General features: G+C 72.0%; 26 protein-coding genes. 15 read left to right on the top strand and 11 right to left on the bottom strand.

The window, feature by feature from the left end:
• The first annotated feature begins 8 nt into the window (after nt 1-8).
• From dapE to ABD832_RS31220, 3 genes are all read left to right on the top strand, one after another.
• Complete coding sequence (gene dapE / locus ABD832_RS31230; RefSeq protein ID WP_344902411.1) at nt 9-1070, top strand: succinyl-diaminopimelate desuccinylase; 1062 nt, start codon at nt 9-11, stop codon at nt 1068-1070.
• Nucleotides 1071-1390: 320 nt separating this feature from the next.
• Nucleotides 1391-2185, top strand: a complete 795-nt coding sequence (locus tag ABD832_RS31225) for an LOG family protein (protein WP_344902408.1) — start codon at nt 1391-1393, stop codon at nt 2183-2185.
• A 9-nt stretch (nt 2186-2194) separates the two neighbouring features.
• On the top strand, nt 2195-2782 hold the full coding sequence (locus ABD832_RS31220; RefSeq protein WP_344902405.1) for an LOG family protein: 588 nt from the start codon (nt 2195-2197) through the stop codon (nt 2780-2782).
• Here the strand turns inward: ABD832_RS31220 and ABD832_RS31215 are convergent.
• Nucleotides 2759-3061, bottom strand: a complete 303-nt coding sequence (locus ABD832_RS31215; protein ID WP_344902402.1) for a hypothetical protein — start codon at nt 3059-3061, stop codon at nt 2759-2761. The two genes, ABD832_RS31220 and ABD832_RS31215, sit on opposite strands and share 24 nt — an antisense overlap.
• A 149-nt stretch (nt 3062-3210) precedes the next feature.
• On the opposite strand from ABD832_RS31215, the gene ABD832_RS31210 reads away from it, so the two are divergent.
• On the top strand, nt 3211-4158 hold the full coding sequence (locus ABD832_RS31210; RefSeq protein ID WP_344902399.1) for a hypothetical protein: 948 nt from the start codon (nt 3211-3213) through the stop codon (nt 4156-4158).
• Nucleotides 4155-4769, top strand: a complete 615-nt coding sequence (locus ABD832_RS31205; protein WP_344902396.1) for a DNA-3-methyladenine glycosylase I — start codon at nt 4155-4157, stop codon at nt 4767-4769. Before ABD832_RS31210 ends, ABD832_RS31205 begins: the two co-directional genes overlap by 4 nt.
• Before the next feature lie 89 nt (nt 4770-4858).
• On the opposite strand, the gene ABD832_RS31200 is transcribed toward ABD832_RS31205, so the two are convergent.
• Both ABD832_RS31200 and ABD832_RS31195 read right to left on the bottom strand, forming a co-directional pair.
• On the bottom strand, nt 4859-5641 hold the full coding sequence (locus ABD832_RS31200) for an enoyl-CoA hydratase-related protein (protein ID WP_344902393.1): 783 nt from the start codon (nt 5639-5641) through the stop codon (nt 4859-4861).
• A gap of 155 nt (nt 5642-5796) precedes the next feature.
• Nucleotides 5797-6642: a PaaX family transcriptional regulator gene (locus ABD832_RS31195; RefSeq protein ID WP_344902390.1), complete on the bottom strand. Its 846-nt coding sequence runs from the start codon at nt 6640-6642 to the stop codon at nt 5797-5799.
• 189 nt (nt 6643-6831) lie between these two features.
• Between ABD832_RS31195 and ABD832_RS31190 the strand changes: the two genes are divergently transcribed.
• Nucleotides 6832-6999, top strand: coding sequence for a DUF3117 domain-containing protein (locus tag ABD832_RS31190; protein ID WP_084195322.1), 168 nt, complete (start codon nt 6832-6834; stop codon nt 6997-6999).
• Nucleotides 7000-7259: 260 nt separating this feature from the next.
• A complete protein-coding gene (locus ABD832_RS31185) occupies nt 7260-8759 on the top strand; it encodes a leucyl aminopeptidase (protein ID WP_344902387.1) in 1500 nt (499 codons plus the stop codon).
• Between the two features lie 74 nt (nt 8760-8833).
• Here the strand turns inward: ABD832_RS31185 and ABD832_RS31180 are convergent, their stop codons facing one another.
• Nucleotides 8834-9484 carry an O-methyltransferase gene (locus ABD832_RS31180; RefSeq protein WP_344902384.1) on the bottom strand — a complete coding sequence of 217 codons (651 nt, stop codon included), beginning with the start codon at nt 9482-9484 and terminating at the stop codon, nt 8834-8836.
• A 171-nt stretch (nt 9485-9655) separates the two neighbouring features.
• On the opposite strand from ABD832_RS31180, the gene sigE reads away from it, so the two are divergent.
• The 5 genes from sigE to ABD832_RS31155 all read left to right on the top strand — a co-directional run bounded on the left by sigE (nt 9656) and on the right by ABD832_RS31155 (nt 14118).
• The gene (gene sigE / locus ABD832_RS31175) at nt 9656-10288 is read left to right on the top strand and encodes an RNA polymerase sigma factor SigE (protein WP_344902381.1); all 633 of its coding nucleotides are present in this window, start codon (nt 9656-9658) and stop codon (nt 10286-10288) included.
• Nucleotides 10289-10340: 52 nt separating this feature from the next.
• Nucleotides 10341-10874 (top strand): anti-sigma factor family protein, encoded by a 534-nt coding sequence (locus tag ABD832_RS31170; protein WP_344902378.1) that lies wholly within the window; start codon nt 10341-10343, stop codon nt 10872-10874.
• Nucleotides 10871-11908, top strand: coding sequence for a sigma-E factor regulatory protein RseB domain-containing protein (locus ABD832_RS31165; protein ID WP_344902374.1), 1038 nt, complete (start codon nt 10871-10873; stop codon nt 11906-11908). The genes ABD832_RS31170 and ABD832_RS31165 overlap by 4 nt, the downstream gene beginning before the upstream one ends.
• Nucleotides 11909-12003: 95 nt before the next feature.
• A complete protein-coding gene (locus ABD832_RS31160; protein ID WP_344902371.1) occupies nt 12004-13650 on the top strand; it encodes a S1C family serine protease in 1647 nt (548 codons plus the stop codon).
• 114 nt (nt 13651-13764) lie between these two features.
• Entirely contained in the window at nt 13765-14118 is a 354-nt protein-coding gene (locus tag ABD832_RS31155) for a sec-independent translocase (protein WP_344902368.1), read from the top strand.
• A 101-nt stretch (nt 14119-14219) separates the two neighbouring features.
• Here ABD832_RS31155 and ABD832_RS31150 read toward each other — a convergent pair whose 3' ends face one another.
• The gene (locus tag ABD832_RS31150; protein ID WP_344902366.1) at nt 14220-15362 is read right to left on the bottom strand and encodes an Mrp/NBP35 family ATP-binding protein; all 1143 of its coding nucleotides are present in this window, start codon (nt 15360-15362) and stop codon (nt 14220-14222) included.
• 690 nt (nt 15363-16052) lie between these two features.
• Here ABD832_RS31150 and ABD832_RS31145 point away from each other — a divergent pair.
• Nucleotides 16053-17975, top strand: coding sequence for a Xaa-Pro dipeptidyl-peptidase (locus ABD832_RS31145; protein ID WP_344902364.1), 1923 nt, complete (start codon nt 16053-16055; stop codon nt 17973-17975).
• Nucleotides 17976-18074: 99 nt separating this feature from the next.
• Here ABD832_RS31145 and ABD832_RS31140 read toward each other — a convergent pair whose 3' ends face one another.
• Together ABD832_RS31140 and ABD832_RS31135 are read right to left on the bottom strand one after the other, a co-directional pair.
• A complete protein-coding gene (locus ABD832_RS31140) occupies nt 18075-18566 on the bottom strand; it encodes a DUF1003 domain-containing protein (protein ID WP_344902361.1) in 492 nt (163 codons plus the stop codon).
• Entirely contained in the window at nt 18559-19803 is a 1245-nt protein-coding gene (locus tag ABD832_RS31135) for a magnesium transporter MgtE N-terminal domain-containing protein (protein WP_344902358.1), read from the bottom strand. Before ABD832_RS31135 ends, ABD832_RS31140 begins: the two co-directional genes overlap by 8 nt.
• A gap of 140 nt (nt 19804-19943) precedes the next feature.
• Between ABD832_RS31135 and ABD832_RS31130 the strand changes: the two genes are divergently transcribed.
• A complete protein-coding gene (locus ABD832_RS31130; RefSeq protein ID WP_344902355.1) occupies nt 19944-20948 on the top strand; it encodes an EamA family transporter in 1005 nt (334 codons plus the stop codon).
• A gap of 106 nt (nt 20949-21054) precedes the next feature.
• On the opposite strand, the gene ABD832_RS31125 is transcribed toward ABD832_RS31130, so the two are convergent.
• Together ABD832_RS31125 and ABD832_RS31120 are read right to left on the bottom strand one after the other, a co-directional pair.
• The gene (locus ABD832_RS31125) at nt 21055-21423 is read right to left on the bottom strand and encodes a hypothetical protein (RefSeq protein ID WP_344902352.1); all 369 of its coding nucleotides are present in this window, start codon (nt 21421-21423) and stop codon (nt 21055-21057) included.
• A gap of 60 nt (nt 21424-21483) precedes the next feature.
• On the bottom strand, nt 21484-22059 hold the full coding sequence (locus tag ABD832_RS31120; RefSeq protein ID WP_344902350.1) for a biotin transporter BioY: 576 nt from the start codon (nt 22057-22059) through the stop codon (nt 21484-21486).
• A 435-nt stretch (nt 22060-22494) separates the two neighbouring features.
• On the opposite strand from ABD832_RS31120, the gene ABD832_RS31115 reads away from it, so the two are divergent.
• Entirely contained in the window at nt 22495-23436 is a 942-nt protein-coding gene (locus tag ABD832_RS31115; protein ID WP_344902347.1) for an HpcH/HpaI aldolase/citrate lyase family protein, read from the top strand.
• Here ABD832_RS31115 and ABD832_RS31110 read toward each other — a convergent pair.
• Complete coding sequence (locus ABD832_RS31110; RefSeq protein ID WP_344902344.1) at nt 23426-23986, bottom strand: DUF6529 family protein; 561 nt, start codon at nt 23984-23986, stop codon at nt 23426-23428. The genes ABD832_RS31115 and ABD832_RS31110 overlap by 11 nt on opposite strands.
• A complete protein-coding gene (locus tag ABD832_RS31105) occupies nt 23986-24654 on the bottom strand; it encodes a hypothetical protein (protein ID WP_344902341.1) in 669 nt (222 codons plus the stop codon). Before ABD832_RS31105 ends, ABD832_RS31110 begins: the two co-directional genes overlap by 1 nt.
• Nucleotides 24655-24792 lie beyond the last annotated feature (138 nt).

The raw sequence follows: 24792 nt of genomic DNA, 5'->3' as shown, positions 1-24792 counted from the left end.
TCGCGGGCATGAGCACGCGTCTGGACCTCACGCAGGATGTCGGAGAGCTCACCGCCCGGATCGTGGACGTCGAGTCGGTCAGCGGCGACGAGAAGGCGCTCGCCGACGCCGTGGAGGAGGCGCTGCGCCCGCTGCCGCACCTGACGGTCGAGCGCGACGGAGAGTCGGTCGTGGCCCGCACCGGCCTGGGCCGCGCCGAGCGGGTGGTGATCGCCGGGCACCTGGACACCGTTCCGGTCGCGGGCAACCTGCCCTCCCGGGTGGAGGACGGCCTGCTGTACGGGTGCGGCACCGCGGACATGAAGTCCGGCGTCGCGGTGGCGCTGAAGCTGGCCGCCGCGCTCCCGGAGCCGTGCAGGGACGTGACGTACGTCTTCTACGACTGCGAGGAGATCGAGGCCGAGCGCAACGGGCTGCTCCGGCTCAGCCGCACGCGCCCGGACCTGCTCGCCGGGGACTTCGCGGTGCTCATGGAGCCCACCGACGGCATGATCGAGGGCGGCTGCCAGGGAACGCTCCGGGCGCAGGTCGTCACCCGGGGCAAGCGGGCGCACAGCGCCAGGTCCTGGTTCGGGGTCAACGCGATCCACGCCGCCGAGCCGGTGCTCGCCGTCCTGAACGCGTACCGGGCCAGGAGGCCGGTGGTCGACGGGCTGGAGTTCCACGAGGGCCTGAACGCGGTGGGGATCGGCGGGGGCGTCGCGGGCAACGTGATCCCCGACGAGTGCGTGGTGACCGTGAACTACCGGTTCGCCCCGGACCTGTCGCTGGAGGCCGCCCGCGAGCACGTGAGCGAGGTGTTCGACGGGTTCGAGGTCCGCTTCACCGACGGTGCCGCCGCGGCCAGGCCCGGCCTGACCCATCCGGTGGCGGCGGCCTTCGTCGACGCGGTCGGCGGCACGCCGAGGGCCAAGCTCGGCTGGACCGACGTCTCGCTCTTCTCCGGTCTCGGCGTGCCCGCGGTCAACTACGGCCCCGGGGACCCGAACCTGGCCCACCAGCGGGGGGAGTTCGTCGCGCTGGAGAAGATCGCCGACTGCGAGCGCAGGATGCTCGACTGGCTGTCCTGAGGGACGGCACCGATCGGCAGGTCCCGAGCGGGGTGCCCGGCCGTCCTGAGCGGTGATCCCGGTCGGCGGGTCCCGGTGGCCGGTGACCGTCCCGAGCCGGGCGTCCCGGCCGGGATCCCGCCCGGCGGGATCGGAAGGACCCCGGACACAATGAAAGTGGCTTTCCTCGCCGGCCATTTGGCGGGGAAAGCCACTTTCAGTCCCGAGCAGCACCCTCGGCAGTTAGACGTGCACCGCTCAAAATCCGGTTCCACGTTTTCATGGAGATTTTTCAAGATTTTTCCAAGGGTGGCACCGGAGGCGGCAGTACGGTGACCGGCATGAAGAAAAAACGTCCCGAGCGCCGTCAGGGGGCCGCCGTGGTCCGTGGCGACCTCGTCTCCGATTCCACCCACGACCAGCGGCTTCTCGACAGGAGGGGCCCCGCCGACTGGCTGCACATGGACCCGTGGCGGGTCCTGCGCATCCAGGCCGAGTTCGTGGAGGGCTTCGGCCAGCTCGCCGAACTCCCCCAGGCGGTGACCGTCTTCGGCTCCGCCCGCACCCCCGCGGGCACCCCCGAGTACGAGATGGGCGTCGAGCTCGGCCGGAAACTCTCCCAGGCCGGCTACGCCGTGATCACCGGTGGCGGCCCCGGCTGCATGGAGGCCGCGAACAAGGGGGCCGTCGAGGCCGACGGCGTCTCGGTCGGCCTGGGCATCGAGCTCCCCTTCGAGCAGAGCATGAACGAGTACGTCGACCTCGGTATCGAGTTCCGCTACTTCTTCGTCCGCAAGACCATGTTCGTGAAGTACTCCTGCGGGTTCGTCACGCTGCCCGGCGGGTTCGGCACCCTGGACGAGCTCTTCGAGGCCCTCACCCTGGTCCAGACCAGGAAGGTCACCTCGTTCCCCGTGGTGCTGATGGGGACGGAGTTCTGGGGCGGCCTGATCGACTGGATGAAGAAGACCCTGGTGGAGACCGGCAAGATCTCCCCGGCGGACGTGGACCTGATCCACGTCACCGACGACGTCGACGAGGCCGTCCGCATCATCGTGGAGGCCGACCAGAACCGGGGCGGGAGACTGGGGGACGAGGAGAGGTCGGCCATGACCACCGTCGGCGACGCCGAATAGGATCGCCGGGTGTTCATCTGCGTATTCCTCGCGTCAAGTCAGAGGATCGACCACAGGTACCTGGAGCTCGCCGAGCAGGTGGGGACCGAGCTCGCCAGGCGCGGGCACGCCCTGGTGAGCGGCGGGGCCACGGTCTCCTGCATGGGAGCGGTGGCCCGCGCCGCCCGCGCGGGCGGCGCCCACACCGTGGGGGTGATCCCCCAGGCACTGGTGGACATCGAGATCGCGGACGAGGAGTCCGGCGAGCTGGTGGTCACCACCGACATGCGGGAGCGCAAGGGCGTCATGGACGCCCGCTCCGACGCCTTCCTGGTGCTGCCGGGCGGCATCGGGACGCTGGAGGAGCTGTTCGAGATCTGGACGTCCCGCACGCTGGGCCTGCACGACAAGCCGCTGGTGCTGCTCGACCCCTGGGGCCTGTACGCGCCGTTGCGGGAGCTGGTCCGGAACATGCAGGAGGAGGGCTTCACCCGTCCGAACGTCTTCGACGCCATCTCCTGGGCCACCACGGTCGAGGAGGCGTTCGAGCTGCTGGAGAAGACGACCAGGCACCTGGAGCCGAGTCCCGAGGAGCTAGGCGAGGCCACGGCGGGTTAGCGCGGGCGGGCGCCTCCCGGCGAGGGACTCGGTCATCTCCACCGCCCGCCGCACCTGCCCGGGGCGGCCGGTACGGAAGACCCGGGCGCCGAGCCAGGCGCAGATCGAGGCCGCGGCCAGCTCCGCGGCCTCGGCGTCCGGCCCGTCCCCGCGAGGGACCCCGGTCAGACGGGCGGGGGTGACCACCACGGTGTGCCCGGCGCGGACGAGTTTTTCGACCTCCTCGGCCGAGGCGGCCTCGGCCCAGCCGGGATCGACCTCGTCACCGGGCCCGAGCACGACGGGGAACACTCCCGGTGCCGGATCGGCGGACGGGGACGGACGGCGGCTCCCTTCGGGAAACGCTCCGGTCTCTTCGGGAAACGCTTCGGGAAACGGAGAGGTCACGAGCCGATCCTAGGCCAGCCGACTTGTGGCACGATTCGTATGTGCTGGTCGTCTTAGCCCTCGCTGCCATAGCCGTGATCGCCGGTGTCACGGCGGTCGCCATGGGGCGGGGAGGTGAGCTCAAGGAATTCCCCCCCGACGTGCCCCCCCTGGACCTGCCCGCGGCAGGCCGGCTCGGCGCGGTCGACTTCGTGGCCCTGCAACTGCCGGTGAGCCTCGTCGGCTACCACACGCAGAGCGTCGACGAGACGCTGCACCGGGTCGCCGGCGCGCTGAGCGAGCGCGACACCAGGATCGCCGTGCTGGAGCAGCGGGTGTCCGAGCTGCTCGCGGGCAGGCTCCAGGCGCGCCACGAGCTCGATCCGGCCCTGCCGGCCTCCAAGCGCCCCGGGCGCGAGGCGCCGTACCACGCCCTGTCCGGTACGGGCGGGCCGCTGGAGGTCGAGGAGCTCTCCTCCGGACCGGTGGCCGCGGACCCGTGGCGGCCGGACGCGCCGCCCTTCGCGCGGGAAGACCCCTCCCGGTCCGTCCTGGAACCGGAGCCCGTCCTGGAACCGAGCCCTGTCCCGGACCTGGAGCCCGCGCCGGACCCGGATCCCATCCCGAATCCCACCCCGGACCCGGATCCGAAGCCCGCCCCGGGTCTCGTGCCGGCCCTGGAGCCCGTTCCGGACATCGCGCCGGTCCCGGAGCAGGTCCGGACCATCGCGCCGGATCCGGAACCCGTCCAGGACCCGGATCCCACCCCGGTCTCGGGAGCCGCCGCGGTGTCCAGCGTCACGCCGGTCCCGGAGAGGGAGACCGCCCTTTCGGAACCGACCGTGATCTCACAGGCCCCCCGGAGCCCGGAACCGACCGTGGTCCCGGACGCCTCCCGGAGTCCGGAACCGATCGAGACCCACGGGTCCACGGCCCCGCGGGACCTCGCCGGGGCGGGGAACCCCGACGACGACCGTCCCGAGCCGCGCGGGCCCGGGGGAGCCCGGTGAGCGAGCCCTCGCACCCCGGGGGGGTCACACCCCTCCCGGACACCGAGGGCCCCGCGGGAGAGGGCCCCGCGGGACTCGTACGCTGCGGCTGGGTCACCTCGGCCCCGGACTACATCGACTACCACGATCACGAGTGGGGCCGTCCGGTCACCGGTGACGACCGGGTGTTCGAGCGGATCGCGCTGGAGGCGTTCCAGTCCGGCCTGTCGTGGATCACGATCCTGCGCAAGCGGGAGAACTTCCGGACGGCCTTCGCCGGGTTCTCCATCCCGACCGTGGCCGCCTTCGGCGAGGCGGACGTCGACCGGCTGCTCGCGGACGCGGGCATCGTCCGCAACCGGGCGAAGATCGAGGCGACGATCGCCAACGCGCGGGCCGCGCTCGGCATCGGCCTGTCCGACCTCGTCTGGGCCCACGCCGACCCCGGCTCGCCCGTGCCCGCGACCCTGGCGGACGTCCCCGCGCAGACCCCCGGCTCCAAGGCGCTGGCCAAGGAGCTGAAGTCGCGCGGCTTCCGCTTCATCGGCCCGACCACCGCCTACGCGCTGATGCAGGCCATCGGCCTGGTCAACGACCACGTCGCCGACTGCTGGACGCGCCGGGGCCGGTGAGGGCCGGACCCCGGTCCCGGTCGTCCCCCGGCGGTCCCGCGAGCACCGGAGCCGGCCCTCCCGGGTCGGCGGCTCCGGAAGCCCCCGGGTCAGCGGCCCTGGAAGACGGGCCGTTCCTTGGCCAGGAAGGCGCGGGTGGCGTTCAGGTGGTCATCGGTCTTGGCGCAGGCGTCCTGGAGGTCGGCCTCCACCTCCAGCGCCTCGGCCAGGGTGCCGGTGGCGGCGGACCGCAGGGCACGCTTGGTCGCCGCGTAGGCGCCGGTGGGGCCCTGCGCCAGCCGTACGGCCATCGTCCGGGCCGCGGCGTCGAGCTCCTCGGCGGGGAAGACCTGGGAGACCACCCCGAGCTCCAGCGCGCGGACCGCGCCCAGCGGCTCGCCGAGCAGCAGCAGCTCGGTGGCGCGCGCCTGTCCCACCAGACGCTGGAGGGTCCAGGAGGCTCCCGAGTCGGGGGCGAGCCCGATACCGGAGAAGGCCATCGCGAACCTGGCCTTCTCCGAGGCGATCCGCAGGTCGCAGGCGAAGGCCAGGGAGGCCCCCGCTCCCGCGGCGACACCGTTCACCGCCGCCACCACGGGCTTGTCCATCTCGGTGATCGTCCGGATGATCGGGTTGTAGTGGGCGCGCACGGTGCCGTCCAGGCCCCGGCCGGCCTCCAGGTTCGCGGCGTGCTCGCCCAGGTCCTGTCCGGCGCAGAAGGCCCGTCCCGCCCCGGTCAGCAGCACCGCCCGTACGGTGTCCGCCCGCGACGCCTCGGTCACCGCCTCCAGCAGGGCCGCCTTCGCGGAGGTCGTCAGCGAGTTCATCGCCTCCGGCCGGTTGATGACGATGACGGCGACGGCGTCGTCGACGGAGTAGAGAACGTCGCTCAACGTGTGCTCCTTCCGGATGGTTCGGCTCTGCTCGTCCGGGCCGTGACGTCGGCGACGCCGGTCCGGGTCCGCGTTCTCCCAGGATGCCCCTCAGGATGCGTCCTGAGAGCCCTCTGCGGCCTTCTGGGGGCTTCTGGGAGGTTACGGCCAGTCCTTTACGGCATATCCTGCGCTGTCGCTCTCCGTGCCGCCTGGGGCGGCGACTCCTGCGGGCCGTCCCACGGCTCGCCGAGGTGACGGTCGACGAAGGTCGCGGCGGCCGGGAGCAGCCGCCCGGCCTCGCGCTCGAAGTAGGTCCTGGCCCTCTCCCCGGGCCAGCCCCGGGGCAGCAGCTCCGCGGGGAGCCCGGGATCGCGGAAGAGGAAGTTGCGCCAGCCGTGCAGCAGCCTGCTCCGGGTGGCGAAGACCTGGTCGCAGCCCGCGTCCGCGGGCAGGGCGTCCAGCAGGTCCCGCGCGCGGGTCAGCCACTCCTCGTAGGCGGCTCCGATGCCGTCCAGGTCCCACGTCCTGGCGACCAGCGCGGCCGGGTCGCCCTCGAGCACCGCCTCGAACCGGTCCGCGCGGACGCCCTGGCCGCCCAGGATCGCGTCCAGCTCCAGGGAGGGGCGCGGCCCGATCCAGGTCGTCTCGGACATGGGCGCGTACCCGATGAAGGAGAGCTCGGCCCGCAGGCGTTCCCGCCTGGACCGCTCGCGCACGGGGTCCACCACCAGGACGTGCCACCGGCCGTTCCAGGTGATCGTCCCGACTCGGTAAATTCTCAGGGCCGCCTCGTCCAGGCGGCGCACGCACTTGGGCGTGACCTCGTACCCGGGCCCCCTGGGCAGCCGGATGGGCGAGAGCCAGCCCTGCCGCACCATCCGCGAGACGGCGGTGCGCACGGCCGGTGGGGCGATGTCCAGGGGGGCGAGCAGCCGGACGAGGGCGGCGACGGAGGCGCGGCCGCCCCGGGACCGCAGATGGTCCCCGTACAGATCGAAGAGAGCGGCGCGGGCGTTCACGAGGACAAGTTTGGTCCTCCGAGGGGGCTCGGACAACGGTCTTGATCGCCGGATGAGCCGACGCTGATACTGATCGTTCCCATTCTCCGTGCGGAGGCGGGATAATAGGACATCACAGAAGACGTGAATGCGTCGGCCACCCTCGGGTCAGTCGGAGATCCGGAGCCCGAAGCAGGAAGGGATACACGCATGGCGGCTATGAAGCCGAGGACCGGTGATGGTCCGCTGGAGGTCGTCAAGGAAGGCAGGGGCATCGTCATGCGGGTTCCTCTGGAGGGTGGCGGACGTCTCGTCGTCGAGCTCTCGGCGGACGAGGCGAGCGCCCTTGGTGAGGAATTGAAGAAGATCGTCGGTTGATCCCGATCTGACGACAGTGGTGGAGCCGGGCCCTATTTGAGCTTGCTCGGGGAGCATGACACCTGCGACGGCCCGCGCGACCGACGATGAACACGGCCCTGGCCGCCGGACCGCCTCACGGCGGCTCGCGCCAGGGCCGCGGTGTTCTCCGCGGACCCCTCCGTGACGTCGTCGACGGTGTCCGAGTGTCCTCCCCGTGTCCTCCCGGTGTTTTCCCCGGCGTTCTCCCTTCCGCCGGACCCGATGACTGGAGTCGCCCCATGCCCCTCTCCCCCTCCCTTCTCCTGCCCCGCGAGCCGTACGCCCGTGGGCTGTGGGTCACCGCCCCCGACGCCGACGCCGACCCCGAGACCGCCTCCGGGGACACCGGCCCGTCCTACGGGGACGCCGAGCTGCTGGCCGTCCCCTTCGACGCCGGCCTGGCGCCCGAGATCGACCTGCCGCTGCCCGCGGCGGCGCTGCTCGCCCACCACAGGTCCAAGGGCGAGGCCGGGGAGATCGTCGAGGTTCCCGTCGCCACCGGCGACGCCGTGGGCCGGGTGCTCCTGTACGGGATCGGCGACGGGTCGGCGACGGCCCTGCGCAAGGCCGGGGCGGCGGTGGCACGCCGCGGCAAGGGCAGGGACGCCCTCAGGATCGTGCTCCCCGCCGGTCCGGTGGCCGCCTTCGTGCAGGGCGCGCTGCTGGCCACGTACACCTTCCGGGCAGGGGAGGAGCAGACGCCGGGGGTGACGCTGGAGTTCGTCGGCGACGAGGCCGAGGCCGAGGTCGGCGGCGCGCGGGTGATCGCCGAGGCCGTGGCCCTGGCCAGGGACCTGGCCAACACGCCGTCCTCGGTGAAGTCCCCGGCCTGGCTGGCCGAGCGCGCCGGCGAGCACGTCGCGGACCGGGACGTGACCGTGCGGGTGTGGGACGAGCGGGAGCTGGCCGACGACGGGTTCGGCGGGATCCTCGCCGTCGGGAAGGGGGCGCAGAGCCCGCCCCGGCTGATCCGGCTGGACTACCGGCCCGAGGGCGCGAGCGGCCACGTGGTCCTGGTCGGCAAGGGCATCACCTACGACACCGGCGGGATCTCCCTCAAGCCGACCAGCAACATGGTCTTCATGAAGACCGACATGGCGGGCGGGGCCGTGGTCATCGCGGTCCTGGGCGCGCTGGCCGACCTCGGCGTGCGGGTCCGGGTCACCGGCCTGGTCGCCACCGCCGAGAACGCCTTCTCCGGCTCGGCCCAGCGCCCCTCCGACGTGATCACCCAGTACGGCGGCCGGACCGTGGAGGTGCTGAACACCGACGCGGAGGGCCGGCTGGTGCTGGCCGACGCGCTGGCCTACGCCGACGCCGAGCTGGACCCGGACGTCATGGTCGACGTGGCCACCCTGACCGGGGCGATCGGCATCGCGCTGGGCAAGGGCCTGGGCGCGGTCTTCGCCTCCGACGACGCCCTGGCCGAGGCGCTGACCGAGGCCGGGGAGGCCGGCGGGGAACCGCTCTGGCGGATGCCGCTGATCGAGGACTACGTCCCGGCCCTGGAGTCGTCCGTGGCCGACCTGGCCAACATCGAGACCGGATCCACCTACGGCGCGGGTTCGGTGACCGCGGCGCTGTTCCTGCGCGAGTTCACCGGCGGACGGCCGTGGGCGCACCTGGACATCGCGGGCGTCGGCCGCAGCGGCGCCGACGAGGGCCTGCTGAGCAAGGGCGCCACCGGGTACGGCGTGCGCCTGCTGCTGGAGTGGCTGGCGGGGCTGCCGGAACGGTGAGGACGCGCCGCCACCGGCGTGTCCCCGGCCTCCCGGCCCCCGGAGGTCCCTGAAAGCGGAGGCCGGGGCCGGGGTCAGTCGGCGAGCTTGACGGCCGCCAGGATGCCGTCGCCCAGGGGCATCATCAGCGGGCGGAGCCGCTCGTCGGAGCGGACCAGCTTGCCCAGCTCCCTGATCGCGACGGTGTCCGGGTCGCGCTGCACGGGGTCGGCCACCCGGTTGCCCCACAGGGCGTTGTCGAAGACCACGACGCCGCCGACCCTCAGCAGCCGGATCGACTCGGCCAGGTAGTCGGCGTACTCGTGCGTGGCGCCGTCGCAGAAGACCAGGTCGTAGCCGCCGTCGGACAGGCGGGGGAGCACGTCCAGGGCCCGGCCGGTGATCAGGCGGATCCGGCCGCCGGAGAAACCGGCCTGGGCGAAGCTCTGCCTGGCCAGCCGCTGGTGCTCGGGCTCGACGTCCACGCTGGTGAGCGTGCCGTCCGGGCGCATGCCGCGCAGCAGCCACAGGCCGGAGACCCCGCAGCCGGTGCCGATCTCCACGACGGCGCGGGCGTTGACCGCGGTGGCGAGGAAGCAGAGGGCGGCGCCGCCGCCGGGCAGGATCGGGGGAGCCCCCACCTCGGCCCCGCGCAGGCGCGCGGCGCGGAGGATGTCGTCCTCCCGGTGGAACTCGTCGGCATAGGCCAGAGTGGCCTCCAACGGACTGGGCGGCGTCTCTGCCATCGGCCTCTCCTCCCGCTTTCTCCGTACACCGTCATATAGACGCTCGGTCGCAGCCTAAGGGAGGCAGGCCCGATCGGGAACTCATGTGACCCCCGGTGCGTTGCACGGTTTAAGCGGCCTTTGCCGGTCCGGAAGACAGTCGGTGCGCACGAAGGGACGAAACCAGGCACTATGGCGATAGCGGTGGTCCCGGAGAGAGGAGTGCTGGTGGACGAGCCCGACCACCAGTCAGGAGCTCCCGTGTCTGATTGGACGCCTCCCACGTGGGAGGAAGTGGTCCGGACGCACTCGGCGCGGGTGTACCGGCTGGCCTATCGGCTGACCGGCAACGTGCACGACGCCGAGGACCTCACGCAGGAGGTCTTCGTCCGGGTCTTCAGGTCGTTGTCGAACTACACTCCGGGCACGTTCGAGGGCTGGTTGCACCGCATCACCACGAACCTGTTCCTGGACATGGCGCGGCGCAAGCAGCGCATCAGGTTCGAGGGGTTCGCCGACGACGCCGCGGAGCGGCTGCGCGGACGCGAGCCCTCCCCGGCGCAGGTGTACGACGACGCCCACATGGAGCCCGACATCCAGGCGGCGCTCGACGCGCTCGCGCCCGAGTTCCGCGCGGCCGTCGTGCTGTGCGACATCGAGGGCCTGTCGTACGAGGAGATCGCCGCGACGCTCGGCGTGAAGCTCGGCACGGTCCGCAGCCGGATCCACCGCGGGCGCGCGCAGCTGCGCGACGCGCTGGAGCACCGCGCGCCGCGGAACGACCAACTCCCCCCGAGCGTTACTCACGGGGAGGAGTTCGCATGAGAAACCACAGTCATGACGAATGTCACGACGAGCCTCTTGGCAAGGAGTGCGCATGAGTCATCTCGGAGAGCGTGTATCCGCATTGGTCGACGGTGAGCTCAATCACCACGAGCGCGACCGTGCCCTGTCGCACCTGACCTTCTGCGCCCCGTGCCGGGCCGAGGTCGACGCCGTGCGGGCGCTGAAGAGCCGGCTGCGGTCCCTCGACGGGCCCGCGATGCCGACCGACCTGACGATGTCCCTGCTGCGGATGGCCGAGCCGGGCGGGCCGCTGCCCCCGCGCGAGCGCCCCTTTCCGCCCCCGCGCACCTTCGCGGGAGCGCCCATCCCGAGCATGCACAGCGTCGCTCCCCCCGACAACCGGCCCCGTGGCCGCGCCGGGGGCCGTCCCCGCCGCGCCCGGCGAGCCGGGTACGTCGCGGTTGGCGTCGCCTCGGCGGCCGTGGCGATCGGGACGCTGTTCGCGGTAGGCGGCACCGATCCCAACCCGCGCGTGGTGCCCCCGGTCGACATGTTCGCCAACCAGCACAGGAACACCGCGCCCTATGGCGGGTCGGCGACGCCGACCTACTCGCCCACTCCGTGATCCGGCTGCCCGTCACCCTGCTCCTGGCGGCCTTGATGGTGCTGGGACTGGTGACGGGTGGTCCGGCGCACGCCGTCCGCTCCTCCCAGACCGGTCCGCCGGACGACGCGGAGAGCGAGGACACCGGCCTGGCCCTGCTGCGCGACGCCGCGATCGCCGGCCGCACCCGGGGATACTCCGGCACCCGGTACGTGACCGTCTGGGGCGCCTCGGGCACCGCCTCGGTGGTGCAGGAGGTGCACAACGCCCCCGGAGCGGGGCTGACGGTGCGCGCCGAGCCCTCGGGCCTCACGCAGAGCGCAGATCCCGGCACCCTCGCCGGAGGCATGTCCAGCCCGTCCGAGACGATGCTGGAGGTGCTGGCCCGCAACTACCGGGTGGTGGACGCGGGCGAGGGCCAGGCCTGCGGGCGGCCCGCCCGCCTGGTGCACGTCCTGCGCACCGACGGCACCGTCGCGGCCCGCTACTGGCTCGACCGCGCCGCCGGGCCGGTGCTGCGCCGGGACCTGCTGGACGCGCGGGGCCGGATCGTGCACACCGCCGCCTTCGTCGACCTGACCGTGCGACCGGCCACCCCGGCGCGGCACACGGTGCCCGCGATGCCCGCGGGCGGCCTCGACCTGGCCGAGATCCCCCGCCTGCGGGCCGCCGGCTGGCACTTCCCCACCGCCCTGCCGGGCCGCCTGGAGCTGTTCGCCGCGCACCGCGCCGCCGCCGGTCACGTATATCTCGGGTACTCCGACGGCCTGTCGGTCGTGTCGGTTTTCATCCAGCCTGGGATGCTTGATGAGGAACGTCTCCGCGATTGGCATGCCGAGCGGCGTAACGGGCATACGATCTGGGTTCGAGACCCGGCGGGGCAGGAGACGATCTGGGCGAGTGGGGGTCATGTCTACACCGTCTTTGCGGACGCGCCGGCCGACATGGCCGACGCCGCCGTCGCGGCGTTGCCGCACGAGCCCGTCCCCGATCTCTGGGCGAGGCTCGGCCGCGGTGCCGCGCGCGTGCTCTCCTGGGTCAATCCCTTCGAATGACGCGTGCTTTACACATCTCGTATGCCGCTCGGGGGAAGATTGCCGGGTCGACTCGGTGAGCGGTCGCCTGCGAGGCAAGGAGTGGTGAGTATCCGATGACCGACGAGGCCCGTACCCACGAGGCGCACGATGCTGAGGGGCGTACGCCGTCGGAATTCGCCGACGGCGGACACGGCGTCGAGCAGTCCCGCCGCGCCGGCCCCTCCGGCCCCGAGTTCTCCCGCCCGGAGTTCCTGCCCGCGGGGGAGACCGCCCCCGCCGGGGCGGAGCGTCCCCGCGACGACGTCTGGAACCGGTCCGACGACCCCTCCGGCCACGGCACGTGGGACCGCGAGCGGCACGGACAGCCCGAGCTGCTCCGCCACGACGCCCCCACCGCACCGGGCGAGGGCCGCCCGGCCTCCTCCGACCCCGGCCACTCCGCCCACGGCTCCTTCCCGGCCGGGGAGGGCTGGGGCGACCCCTCCGGCAGGACGCGGCAGGACACGGCGGTCTACGGCCCGCCGCTCGGCCCGCCCCCGCCCGCCCAGGCCGCGGGCATGGGTCCCGGCTGGGCTCCGCCCCCCGGAGGTTCCGGCCTGCCCCTGGGCTTCGGCGGCACGGCGCCCGCGGTGGCCCGGCGCGGACCCCGTACCCCCACGCTGGTCATCCTCGCCGTGGTGATCGCGTTGCTGGCCTCGCTGCTGGGCAGCGTCGGCACCTACCTGCTCACCCGGCCGACGGACTCGGGACGCGACCCCTCCTTCAGCCTGGACAAGGCCCCCTCGGGCTCCAACGTCCGCCCTCCCGACTCGGTCGCGGGCGTGGCGTCGAAGGTCCTGCCCAGCGTGGTCTCGCTGGCCGTCGAGGGCGGGGCGAGCTCCAGCACCGGCTCGGGCTTCCTGATCAAGGGCGGGTACGTGGTGACCAACAACCATGTGGTCGCCGCGGCGGCCCCGAACGGCCAGATCCAGATCCAGTTCAACAACCGCAGGTCCACCTCCGCCGTCATCGTCGGCCGTGACCCCGAGTCCGACCTGGCCGTGGTCAAGCCGAACGAGACCTTCGGCGCGCCGGAGATCACCCTCGGCAACTCCGACAACGTGGTCGTGGGCGACCCGGTCATCGCCATCGGCTCCCCGCTGGGCCTGACCGGCACGGTCACCTCCGGCATCGTCAGCTCGCTCAACCGTCCCGTCCAGGCGGGCGAGGAGAACAGCTCCGACACCACCTGGCTCAGTGCCGTCCAGACCGACGCGGCCATCAACCCCGGCAACTCGGGCGGGCCGCTGGTCAACACCAACGGCGAGGTCATCGGCGTCAACTCGGCGATCGCCACGCTGGGCAGGTCGGTCGGCGGCCAGAGCGGAAGCATCGGCCTGGGGTTCGCCATCCCGGTGAACCACGCCCGCCGGGTCGCCCAGGAGCTGATCACCACCGGCAAGGCCAGGAAGTCGCGGATCGGCGTCACCATCGACCCGCGCTACCAGGGCGTCGGGGTGCGGATCGCCACCCAGGTCACGGAGGGCACCCAGCCGATCGAGCCGAACGGCCCGGCCGCCCAGGCCGGTCTCAAGCCCGGCGACGTCATCCTGGAGGTCGAGGGCGTCGTCCTGCAGGACGGCAACGAGCTGATCGCGATGATCCGCAACAGGGCGCCCGGTGAGAAGCTCACGGTCAAGTACCAGCGGGGCGGTCAGGAGAAGAGCGCGACCGTGATCGTCGGCGCGGCGCCGGACCAGCCGACGCCCGCGCCCTCCTGAGCCCTCGTCGCCCCCCGGCCACGGGCGCGTGTCCCTGGCCGGGGTATTAGTGTGGGACCTCTCCGGCGTGCCGCCGGAGAGGTGCTCATGGCATCGTCCCGGTAGGAGATCACCGTGTTCGGACTCGGCTGGCCTGAGATCGTGGCGCTGGTGGTCATCGCGCTTCTCGTCTTCGGGCCGGAGAAACTGCCGCAGGCCGCCTCACAGGCGGCCAGGACGCTGCGCAACCTGCGCCGGATGGCGAACAACGCCAGGGACGACCTGCGGACCGGCCTGGGGCCGGAGTTCGCCGACTTCGACCCGGCCGATCTCAATCCCAAGAACTTCGTCCGCAAGCACCTGACCGCGGACCTGGAGGACGACTGGAAGAGCACGACGGCGACGGCCACGGCCGAACCCGCCACGTCCTACCCGGCCGGTGAGCTGGGATACGGGGAGATCCCCCCGTACGACTCCGAGGCCACCTAGGCTCTCGGGCCACCGGGGCTTTCGGGTCGCCCGTGCCCCGGTGCGCGGCCGGGCCGCTGGACCACCGGGGCGGGACGCCGTTCTGGTGACCGCGGGTGCGGTCAGCCGCGCCGGGTCGGCGAGATGCCGAGCTGCATGCCCCTGAGGCTTCCCGACTTCTTGCCGAGGGCCGCGGCGATACGGCTCAGCTCGGCCGCGGCCGGGGCGTCCGGGTCGGTCAGCACCAGCGGCTTGCCCTCGTCGCCGCCCTCGCGCAGGCGCATGTCGATCGGCACCTGGCCGAGCAGCGGCACGCGGGCGCCGAGGGTACGGGTGAGCGCGTCGGCCACGGTCTGACCGCCACCCTCGCCGAAGACCGAGATCCGCTCGTCGCAGTGCGGGCAGGGCAGCCACGACATGTTCTCGATGACGCCGGCGATCTGCTGGTGGGTCTGGACGGCGATGGACCCGGCCCGCTCGGCGACCTCTGCGGCGGCCTGCTGCGGGGTGGTCACCACCAGGAGCTCCGCGGACGGCATCCGCTGCGCGACGGAGATGGCGATGTCGCCGGTGCCCGGGGGCAGGTCCATCAGCAGCACGTCGAGGTCGCCCCAGTAGACGTCCGCGAGGAACTGGTGCAGGGCACGGTCGAGCATCGGGCCGCGCCAGACGACCGGGGTGTTGCCCTCCGGCTTGAACATCCCGACCGAGATGACCTTGATGTCATGCGCCACCGGCGGCATGATCATGTCCTCGACCTTGGTGGGCCGTTCGGAGACCCCGAGCATGCGGGGGATGCTGTGGCCGTAGATGTCGGCGTCGACCACGCCGACCTTGAGGCCGCTCGCGGCCATCGCCGCGGCCAGGTTGACGGTGACCGAGGACTTGCCGACGCCGCCCTTGCCGGAGGCGACCGCGAAGACGCGGGTCAGCGAGCCGGGCTGGGCGAAGGGGATCTCCTTCTCGGGTCCCTTGCCGCCGCGCAGCTTGGTCTGCAGCGTCTTGCGCTGCTCGGGGCTCATGACGTCCATCTCGACCGTGACGCCGGTCACTCCGCCGACCTTGGAGACGGCGCCGGTGACGTCCCGGGTGATGGTGTCCTTCATGGGACAGCCCGACACGGTCAGGAAGATCGCGACACGTACCGCTCCCTCGGGGGAGATGTCGACGCTCTTGACCATGTCGAGTTCGGTGATCGGCCGACGGATCTCAGGATCGTTGACGGTCGCCAGGGCGGCCATCACCAGTTCCGGGGTAGGTGCCATCGAAGTGTCGGCAATACACCGCCACCTTGAGGCGACGGGGATGCCGTCCCTCCTTGTCTGTTATCGAAGAGGCGTGCGGCGGGCGGGACCGCCCGACGCGATGCCGTCATGGCGTGCGAGAGGCTGATCCGGTCGGAAAAGGCCGACGTTGTGGATCCATGGTAAGAACCCGGGAACGGCGGAGGTAATTCCGGTTCCGACGATGGTCCCCGGATCCGGACAATTCACATGTAGATGCGCGTGCAACGTTCTCAGGTTACTCCGTGACCCTGACGGCGGGCGAGTCCGGAGAGTGTGTCGGCTCACAGGGGCTCGCGGTCCGGCGCACGCTCCGGCAGGCCCGGGTCCGCACCACCCGTGGCCCGGGGACCGGCCTGCTCGTCGGGCACGACCCGGTCCTGGCCTCCTGCGACGTGCCACCGCGGCCCCTCCGGGGCGCCCGAGCGTCGGCCGGGGACGAACGAGGCCGGGCGGGTGCCGCCCTCGGGCAGTGGCCTGACCGGTCTTGTCGGCCGTCTCCGGCGTGACGGGCTTCCGGAGGCCGATCCCGTCCCTGAGGGGCGGTCAAAGGCGGCGGGGGCAGTGTCACATGCCAGACCCAGGGTGATGTCAAAGGTATAAAGAGATCTTCCGAATATATGGACATTCATGGAGATTGCGGGTGTTTCCCCAATTTCCTGGAGGCTCCGCTTGCGGAAGTCACGAGCAGCCCTCATCGCCTTCGCCGTACTGGCGGCGGGCGTCACCCCCCCGGCCCACGCGGCCGCACGGCCCTCGATCACCGTCGAACAGGGGAGGACCCAGCCGGTCTTCTCCTACGCCGACGCCGTCCGCGAGCACGTCTACGTCGAGTCGAGCCTCGACAGCGACGCCGACGGCCGTCTCGACCGGGTCCGCGTCGACATCATCAGGCCGCGGGAGTCCGGCCCCGGCCTCCGGGTCCCGGTGATCATCGACGAGAGCCCGTACTACGACAACTCGGGCCGGGGCAACGAGTCCGAGCGGAAGGTCTACGACGACGCGGGGAACGTGACGAAGTTCCCGCTGTACTACGACAACTACTTCGTGCCGCGCGGCTACGCGGTCCTGCACGTCGACATGATCGGCACCACCCGGTCCGACGGCTGCCCCGACGTCGGGGGACGGGCCGACGTGATGGGCGGAAAGGCCGTCATCGACTGGCTGAACGGCCGCGCCACCGCCTACCGCGCCGACGGCACGCCCGCGGCCGCGGACTGGACCACCGGCAAGGCCGGGATGATCGGCAAGTCCTACGACGGCACGCTGGCCAACGCGGTGGCCGCGACCGGCGTGCAAGGGCTGGAGACGATCGTGCCGATCTCGGCGATCAGCTCCTGGTACCGGTACCAGCGCTCCAACGGGGTGGTCTACAACTACGACTACATGTCGTGGCTGGGGAACTACGTGGACACCGACCCTCCGGCCAAGTGCGCCGCCACCTGGTCGCGGCTGGACGCCGAGGACGGCGACGACACCGGGAACCACAACCCCTTCTGGGCCGAGCGCGACTACATCGCCGGTTCGATGGCCGACGTCTCCAAGGTGCGCGCCAGCGTCTTCGCGGTGCACACGGTCAACGACCTCAACGTCAAGCCCGACAACTTCTCCGTGTGGTGGAAGGCCCTGGGCGACCGGAACGTCCCCCGCAAGATCTGGGTCGGGCAGTACCAGCACGTGGACCCCTTCGACTTCGAGGGACGCCGTGACGCCTGGGTCGACACGCTGCACCGCTGGTTCGACCGCTGGCTGCTCGGCGTGGACAACGGCATCATGCGCGAGCCCCGTGCCGACGTGCAGACCAGCCTCGACCGCTGGATCACCCAGCGCGACTGGCCCGCGCCGCTCTCGGTGAAGGTCCCCTTCCGCCCGGCCGCGAACGGCTCCTTCGGCCTGGTCCCGGCCAGGAAGGGCCAGACCGCCGCCTTCACCGACCTGCGCCTGTCCGAGGACGAGATGGTGGCCGACGTCGGCACGGCCAAGCCGGGCAGGGTGGCCTTCACCACCGGCGCGCTCCCGCTGGACCTGCGCATGTCCGGCACCCCCGTGGTGGACCTGCGCGTCGCCCTGGACGCGCCCACCGCGAACCTGACCGCCCTGCTGGTCGACTTCGGCGAGGACAGCCGCATCGACTGGAGGCGCGGCCAGGGCATCAGCACGGTCACCGAGGAGAGCTGCCACGGCGAGAGCACGGCCTCCGACGACGCCTGCTACCGCAAGGTCGTCACCAACCGGGCCACCCGGCCGCTGGAGATCGTCGCCCGCGGCTGGATCGACGCGCAGAACCGCGGCTCGCTCAGCGACCCCTCGCCGATGACCCCGGGCACCTACGCCAGGATCGCCTGGGACACCCTGCCGCAGGAGTACGTCTTCAGGAAGGGACACCGGCTCGCCCTGGTGATCGCCGGAACCGACGCCACCTACAGCGACGAGGCCGGCACCGGCGCGAACGTCACCGTCGACCTGGCCGCCAGCAAGGTGCTGGTCCCGCTGACGCTCAGCACTCTGAGCGCCCGCGACGTGCCCTCCGACGCCGCCCGCTGGCGCGGCCCGGCACTGGTCGACCTGCCGGAGCCGGAGAACCTCTTCTACTGACGGTCCCTGCTGACCGACGGCTCTGCCGACCGACGGCCGTCCGGGGCCCAGAGGGGTCCCGGGCGGTACGGGCCGGGGTGAAGGGCCCCGAGGTCCGGTTCACCTCTCCGCGGGCGCCTGCGGCTCCTGGAGGTCCTCCTGAAGGTCCTCCTGGAGCCGTTGCAGCTCCGAGCGGATGTAGTCGCGGGTGGCCACCTCGCCGAGCGCCATCCGCAGGGCGGCGATCTCCCGGGTGAGGTACTCCAGGTCGGCCTGGTTGCGCTCCGCGGCCCTGCGGTCGTGCTCGTTCTGGACCCGGTCCCGGTCGTCCTGCCGGTTCTGGGCGAGCAGGATCAGCGGCGCCGCGTACGAGGCCTGCAGCGACAGGATCAGCGTCAGGAAGATGAACGGGTACGGGTCGAACCGCACCGAGCCCGGGGCGAAGACGTTCCACAGCACCCACAGGGCGACGAACCCCGTCATGTACACCAGGAACCTGGCGGTGCCCAGGAACCGGGCGATCTTCTCCGACAGCCGCCCGAACGCCTCGGGATCGTAGTGCGGGCGCAGCCGCAGGCCGGGCTGCCTGGGCTGGTCGAGGCGGTCAGCCATTCTCGTCCCTCTCCGGCCGGTCGTCCCGCTCGCGCCAGTCGGCCGGCAGCAGGTGGTCGAGCACGTCGTCCACGGTGACGGCACCGACCAGGCGGCCGGCCTCGTTCACCACGGGGACCGCCACCAGGTTGTAGGTGGCGAGGTAGAAGGTGACCTGGTTCAGGGTGTAGGAGGGCCTGATCGGGTCCAGGGAGGTGTCCAGGATGCTGCCGAGCAGCGTGGACGGGGGCTCGCGCAGCAGCCGCTGGAAGTGCGCCAGGCCGAGGAAGCGGCCGGTGGGCGTCTCGACCGGCGGCCGGGCCACGTAGATCTGCGCGGCCACCGCCGGGGTGAGGTCGGTCTGGCGGATGTGGGCCAGCGCCTCGGCGACCGTGGCGTTCGGCGGCAGCACCACCGGCTCGCTCGTCATGATCCCGCCCGCGGTGTTCTCCGGGTAGACCAGCAGCCGCCTGACCGGGGCGGCCTCCTCCGGCTCCATCAGCGCCATCAGCGCCTCGGCCTGCTCGATCGGGAGGTCCTGCAGCAGGTCGGCCGCGTCGTCGGGGTCCATCTCCTCCAGCACGTGCGCGGCCCGTTCCGGGGCGAGCCTGCTCAGGATGCCGATCTGGTCGCGTTCGGGGAGCTCCTCCAGCACGTCGGCGAGCCGTACGTCGTCCAGGGCCGCGGCCACCTCGGTGCGGCGCTTGTCGGGCAGCTCGTGCAGGGCCCCGGCCAGGTCGGCGGCGCGCATCGACTCGAACGCGACCAGCAGGTTGGCCGCGCCCTGGTCCTGCTGGACCGCGCCGAAGCCGCGGACCTCGGCCCAGTCGACGATCCTGGTCTCGCCGCGACGGCGCAGCCCGATGCCGGGCGGGCTGCCCAGCACCGCCACCTTGGTGATCAGCCACTCGGCGCGCCGGGTCTCCTCCATGGCCAGGTCCAGGACCGTCGCCCGGCTGCCGTCCACCTCCACCCTCAGGTCGAGCAGCTCGGCGATGGCCAGGGTCTCGGTCGCCCGCTGCTCGAACCTGCGCATGTTGAGCGTGCCGCTGAAGACGACCGCCCCGGCCTTGGCCGAACGCACCCGGGTGATCGGCAGGAAGACCCGCCGCCGGGGCTGTACCTCGACGACCAGGCCGTGCACGTGCGGTGGCGTGCTGCCGGCGATGGCCACCACCACGTCACGCACCCGGCCGATCTGGTCCCCGGCGGGGTCGAAGACCGGGGTGCCGGCGAGCCGCGCGATGAAGATCCTCACATCCGAAGCGTAGGCGGCCCCCGGAGAGAGCTCGTGGTCGGCACGCTCCCTGCGCGTTCCCCGGATCCGGGTTGCCAGCCCGCATTCCAGCATGACAGCATCAAAACGGCTCGACGGTAATTACAGAAAAATGGTGGCCCATGAGACGTGCCGGAGTGCTGATCGCGCTCTCCTCCTCGCTGTGCTTCGCCTTCTCCGGCCCCATGGCCAAGTACCTCGGCGCGGCAGGGCTGGTCCCGCTGGAGGCGGCGTGGATCCGGATGGCGGGTGCGGGCCTGCTGCTCGCCGGCATCCTCGCCGTCGCCCGGCCCGCGGCCCTGCGCATCCCGCGCTCGCGGCTGCCGTTCTTCGCGGCGTACGCGGTGATCGCGGTGGCCGGGGTGCAGGCGCTCTTCTTCGCGGCGATCACCCGTCTCCCGGTGGGCGTCACCCTGCTGATCGAGTTCACCTCGCCGGTGCTGGTGGTCCTGTGGGTGCGGTTCGTCCGCAGGGCCCGCCCGCCGCGGACGGCCTACGTCGGCGCGGTCGTCGCCGTGGCCGGTCTCGGCGTGGTGGTGGAGATCTGGTCCGGTCTCACCCTCGACCCGCTCGGCCTGCTGCTCGCGGTGAGCGCTGCGGCCTGCTGCACCGGGTACTTCCTGCTCAGCGAGAACTCCGGCGCCGACATCGACCCGCTCGGCCTGGTCGCCTGGGGCCTGCTCGGCGCCGCCGTGGTGCTCACGCCGATCTCCCGGCCGTGGGACATCCCCTGGGGGGCGTTCGGCGGTACGGCCACCCCGGTCCCCGGCCACACCCTTCCCGCGGTCGTGGCGCTGGTCTGCCTGATCGTGGTCGCCACGGTGCTCGCGTACATCCTCGGCGTCCTGGCGGTACGCCGCCTGTCGGCCGCGGTCGGCTCCACGGTCGCCTCGCTGGAGGTCATCGCCGGGGCCGTGGCCGCCTGGATCCTGCTCGGCGAGGCGCTCGGCCCCTTCCAGATCGCGGGCGGCGCGATCGTCCTGGTCGGCGCCTACCTGGCGCAGCGGGCCACCGCGGCTCCCGTACCGGTACCGGACGCGGCCGTCGTGCCCCGGGACCTCCCGGCGCCCGACACGGCTCCCGAGCCCCGGGCACCGCGCCCGCGTCACTCGTCCCCGACCCCGTAGGCGCCCGCGCGCCGCGCGATGGTCAGGAGACCGGCCCGCGGCCCGGTGTCGGAAATTCGGTCCGCCTGGCCTCGGTGTCAGAGACCGGCCCACGCGACCTCGGCGGTCAGGAGGGGACCGGTTCGCGCGGCACCAGGCGGATCACCCGGGAACCGGCGGCCCAGCGCTCCACCAGCCGCCCGGCGTCGGGGGCGTTGAGCCGCTCCTTGGCCAGCGCGGCCACCGCACCGGGTGCCTCGGCCTGGTCGACCACCTCCACCAGGGCGTCGAAGGCCACCAGGCGCCCGCCGTTGTCCTTGCTGCGCAGCGTCACCCGGACCTCGCCGGCCTCGGCCAGCCCCGGCAGCGACTGCTCGCCCCCGCCGGTGACCAGGTAGATCGCGTCGTCGTGCCAGGTGTGCCAGGCCAGCCGGGGCCGGTCCAGCGACAACCACAGAACGCTCGACTTCTTCGCGCCCTCCTCGATCACGCCCATGAGACGAATGTACGGCCTGTGCCGCCCATGGCGAGGGCACAGGCCGTACGCGCCGCGAGGTCAGCGCCGCGCGAGCCTCCAGGCCGCGGGGAGCAGCCCGGCCGCGACGGCGATCTTCAGGGCGTCACCGAGCAGGAAGGGCAGCACGCCCAGGGCGAGGCCGGTGGCGAGGTCCACCTTGGCGACCGCGATCAGGACCGGAAGGCCGAAGGCGTAGATGACGAGGTTGCCCAGGACCATCGTGCCGACCGTACGCGCGACGGTGCGGTCCCCGCCGCGCTCGGCGAGCCTGCCGACCAGGGCCGCGGCGGCGATGAAGCCGATCACGTACCCGAAGGACGCCCCGCCGAAGCCGGAGGCGCCGTTGGCGAACCAGGGCACGCCCGCGACACCGGCCGCCAGGTAGAGCAGCATGCTCAGCACGGCGCGGTTCATGCCCAGGGCGGCGCCGACGAGAACGACCGCGAAGGTCTGGCCACTGACCGGAACGGGCGAACCGGGCAGCGGAAAGCTGAGCTGCGCGGCCAGGCCCGTCAGGGCCGCGCCCCCCACCACCAGCGCGGCGTCGCGGACGCGGGAGCCCGGGATGAGATCGGACAGGACGGCGGGCCTGGCCATCGAAGAAGCGTTTGCCATCGTGCGTGTCTCCCTTAGCCGATTCTTGATGCCATTCTCTGGCATCCCCGGTAAGGGTCCTACGAGATCCCCGCCAACAACAGACCGGGGTCTTTGTCCGGATGCCATAGTCCCGGAACGGCCCTCCCGAGCGCCGACCCGTGAGCCCGCGCCGACGACTGGACCCGTGAGGCCGCGCCGGCGACTGGACCCGTGAGGCCGCGCCGGCGACTGGACTGAGGAGGGCGAAATCGTGAGGAACGAGCGATCTCGCCCGACGAGGGAAGGAGCCGGGTCTGAGCGGGCTCACCGCGACGCGCAGCGTCGCCATGAACAGAGCCTCACCGCGACGCGCAGCATCGCCATGAACAGAGCCTCACCGCGACGCGCAGCATCGCCATGAACACAGCCGAACCGCGACGCGAAGCGTCGCTATGGAAGAGAGATACTTCTTTCATGCGTTCCCGACGTTCCTGTCTCGCGGTCCCCGGTAGTAACCCCCGCTTCCTGGAGAAGGCCCAGGGCCTTCCCGCCGACGAGGTCTTCCTCGATCTGGAGGACTCGGTCGCGCCGTCGGCCAAGGAAGGCGCGCGCAAGAACGTCGTGGCGGCCCTGCGGGAGGGCGACTGGTCGGGCAGGACGAGGGTGGTCCGGGTCAACGACCTGGGCACCCGGTGGACCTACCGCGACGTCATCGAGGTCGTGGAGGGCGCCGGGGAGTTCGTCGACTGCCTGATGCTGCCCAAGGTGGAGGACGCCGCCCAGGTGATGTGGCTGGACACGCTGCTCACCCAGATCGAGAAGGCCAACGGCCTGCCGGTGGGCCGGATCGGCATCGAGGCCCAGATCGAGAACGCCAGGGGCCTGGTCAACGTGGACGCCATCGGCGGCGCGTCCCCGCGCCTGGAGACGCTGGTCTTTGGCCCGGCCGACTTCATGGCCTCGATCAACATGCGGACCCTGGTGGTCGGCGAGCAGCCGCCCGGCTACACCGAGGGCGACGCCTACCACTACGTCCTGATGCGCATCCTGATGGCCGCCCGCATGCACGACCTCCAGGCCATCGACGGCCCCTACCTGGCGATCAAGGATCTGGACGGCTTCCGCCGGGTGGCCGGCCGGGCCGCCGCGCTCGGCTTCGACGGCAAGTGGGTGCTCCACCCCTCCCAGATCGAGGCCGCGAACGAGGTGTTCTCACCCACGCAGCAGGACTACGACCACGCCGAGCTGATCCTCGACGCGTACGAGTACCACACGACGGTCGAGATGCGCGGCGCGGCCATGCTCGGCGACGAGATGATCGACGAGGCGTCCCGGAAGATGGCGCTGGTGGTGGCCGCGAAGGGCAGGGCCGCCGGTCTGGGGCGGACCACCGCCTTCACGCCGCCTACAGCTTGACCCCGATCGTGGTGAAGAACCAGAACGAGGAGGTCAGCCAGAGCCCGGTCAGGGCGACGAAGGTCAGCCCGCCCAGCACCGGGAGGGTCCAGCCGGGCAGCCCCCGCTTGGGCAGGGAGAGCATCTTCGCGGTGAAGACGCCGTAGAAGAAGCAGCCGAGCAGCGAGTGGATCATCACCCGCGGCACGTCGAACTGGCTGCCCAGCGCGTACAGGCAGTGCACCGCGACCGGGATCGTCAGCACGAACGCCAGCCGTCCCGACCAGCGGTGCAGGGTCCCGATCCACGGTACGTCCAGTTTGATCCGGCCCCACATGACCAGGGCCGAGAACAGCTGGACCAGCGCCAGCAGGAACGCGCCGGTGGTGAGCCAGGACTTCATGGCCAGCGCACCGGAGAAGCCCGCCACGCCGATCGCGTACCCGGTGGGGGCGTGGAGGCGTCCGTAGACGCCCAGGCCGACCGCGACCAGCCCGCCCACGACGAGCGGTACCAGGAGCGGGGTGAGGTTCTGGCGCTGCGGGACCGGTGTGATCTGTGTGTCACTCATCAGAAGCCCTCGATGAACTCGTCGACGTCCTGGGGGTCGACCTCGACACCGTCGACGACGGCGTTCTGGCCCGGCTCGGGGATCGCCACGTCGGCGACCTCGTCGTTCACCACGGTCAGGCCGACGCGGGTGCCGTCGTCCAGGTAGATCCATCCGGCGCGGACGTTCGCGCCGCGGACGACCGCGGTGGCCCGGTAGAGACCGGAGGGCTTCTTCACGACCGGGGCGTTGAAGGTCCACTTCTTGCCGTTGAACGCGAGGGTCCCGGCGGCCTTGCCGCCGCCGAGCTTCGCGGTGATCGAGGCGTCGTTCCGGCCGGACAGCGTGACCTTGCCGTCGGCGGCCTTGCCCTTGAGCCAGGCCTCGATCCTGCCGTCGCAGAAGTACGCGACGGCCTTGCCGTTCCGGATGGAGATGGCGATCAGCCCGCCGTTGCCGGTGACCCGCCCGGCGTAGTCGGCCTTGACGGGGGTGGGCTTGACGGTCTTGGCGGCCTCGGGGGTGGCCGTGGGCGTGGCCTCGGAGGTGGCCTCGATCACCGCCGCGGCCGTGTCGCCCTGAGCTGCGGCGTTCTGGGCGGTGGGTGTGGTGGTGGCGCTGATCGTGCCGAGGGCGACGGCCATCGCCGCTCCGGCGGCCAGTGTGTATACGGGCCCCAGCCGTTTCATGTCTGCTCCCTGGGGTGGTGGGTTTCAGGCTCAGGTCTACATGCCGCCGCCCCCGGCAGTCTGTGAACTAATGCGCACAGAGTGGCACGAAGCGAACCCCAGCGTCCGGAAAAGATGGCCGAAATCTTTCGTACGAGC

The sequence above is a fragment of the Streptosporangium longisporum genome (assembly GCF_039534895.1).
Lineage (GTDB): Bacteria > Actinomycetota > Actinomycetes > Streptosporangiales > Streptosporangiaceae > Streptosporangium > Streptosporangium longisporum.
The sequence above is the reverse complement of the archived record's forward strand: the minus strand, read 5'-3'. Positions and strand labels throughout refer to the sequence as shown.